The organism is Oleiphilus sp. HI0067, from assembly GCF_001635735.1.
Map to the genome: position 1 here is coordinate 1 of NZ_LWFI01001008.1, position 1,534 is coordinate 1,534.

General features: G+C 45.2%; 2 protein-coding genes and 1 pseudogene. All 3 read right to left on the reverse strand.

Annotated features, from left to right (window positions below; translation table 11 throughout):
• Positions 1-232 (reverse strand): RNA chaperone Hfq (hfq, locus tag A3739_RS13365; protein ID WP_068501711.1); only part of this gene is annotated, 232 nt, incomplete at its 3' end.
• Between the two features lie 54 nt (positions 233-286).
• Positions 287-1,288 (reverse strand): tRNA (adenosine(37)-N6)-dimethylallyltransferase MiaA, encoded by a 1,002-nt coding sequence (gene miaA / locus A3739_RS13370; protein ID WP_068481632.1) that lies wholly within the window; start codon positions 1,286-1,288, stop codon positions 287-289.
• A 19-nt stretch (positions 1,289-1,307) separates the two neighbouring features.
• Positions 1,308-1,534: pseudogene (gene mutL / locus A3739_RS13375) on the reverse strand (DNA mismatch repair protein MutL); the annotation flags it as partial.

A 1,534-nucleotide genomic window follows, 5' to 3' on the forward strand; every position in this document is an offset into this window, starting at 1 on the left:
CCGCTTCTTCATCCATTGACGGCATACGCACATTACGCGCAGGTACAACAGTAGAAATGGCATGCTTATATACCATTTGGCTAACAGTATTTTTGAGTAAGATGACGAACTGATCGAAAGACTCGATTTGACCTTGTAACTTGATGCCATTTACCAAGAAGATAGATACTGGAATGCGCTCTTTGCGGAGTGCATTTAAGTATGGATCTTGAAGTGAGTGTCCCTTAGACATTATTGTAATCTCCCGTTTTTTAAATATTTAACGCAATTATAGTCAATCTTACGTTTAGTTGTTAAATGAGGCCGCGTTAAAACTTTTCAACACTATCTCAATATTATTTTTCGCGCCAGTTTCTAGCCAGACAATATCCCGCCAAGACCTCAACCACGTTAACTGTCGCTTAGCTAATTGGCGTGTTGCCACGACCCCTTTTTCTATCATCGTATCGTAGTCATAGGTACCATCCAAATATTCCCACATTTGTCTGTAACCCACACAACGCATAGAGGGCAAGTCCAAACTTAGATCACCTCGCGCTCGTAAAGTTTCGACCTCTTGCTGAAAATTTGCCTCGAGCATACCGCGAAACCTTAGTTCAATTCTTTTATGAAGCAACTTTCGATCACTCGGCGCAATCGCAAACGGCAAAATCTCGAACGGAATAGGAGGTAAACTCGCGCCATCAGGTCTGCCAGCTCCATTAACTACTCCCGATCCGACTTGTTTTTGGTCACTCCAATGCTCAGTCAAAGTTCGACCACTAACCCTGTATACTTCCATTGCTCGCTGAAGACGCTGGGAATCATTTGGCTTAATACGTTTAGCCGAGTCAGGATCAACCTTAGCCAGCTCTTGATGTACAAAAGGCCAGCCTTTCTCCGCAGCCAAGGCATTAATTGAGTCACGCACAGATTGATCAGCCGAAGGCATAGAAGCAATACCTTCTTTTAACACCTTGAAATACATCATCGTCCCGCCGACAAGAAGCGGTACTTTTCCCGCTGCAACGATATCATTCATCTCTCTGAGCGCATCATCATAAAAACGTGCGACAGAATAAGACTCGGCAGGGTCGATAATATCAATCAAACGATGAGGCGCTTTCAGCAACTCACTCTCACTCGGCTTCGCGGTGCCGATATTCATATCTTTAAATACGAGCGCTGAATCAACACTGACAAGCTCCACCGGCAATATCTTGCGCAGCGTTATAGCCAAATCGGTTTTACCTGAAGCTGTCGGCCCCATTAGAAAAATAGCCGGCGGCATAGTACGAAGCGAAGACATAGAAACCCTAGCAGTGAAACTATCGACCACGTAAGAATAGCTTATCTAATTCAGGCATCGACAAAGTCGTCCAAGTTGGTCGACCGTGATTACACTGACCACTACGTTCGGTCTCTTCCATCTCACGCAGCAGCGCATTCATCTCACTTATCGTCAAAACTCGGTTTGCCCGAACAGAACCATGACAAGCCATTGTCCCCATCAACTCGTTTGCCTTTGCTTCTAGCTGATCAGACTGCCCGTAGC

Bases quoted from the DNA above. Each gene is read 5' to 3' on its own strand.
- miaA (WP_068481632.1), bottom strand. From the start codon at position 1,288: ATGTCTTCGCTTCGTACTATGCCGCCGGCTATTTTTCTAATGGGGCCG.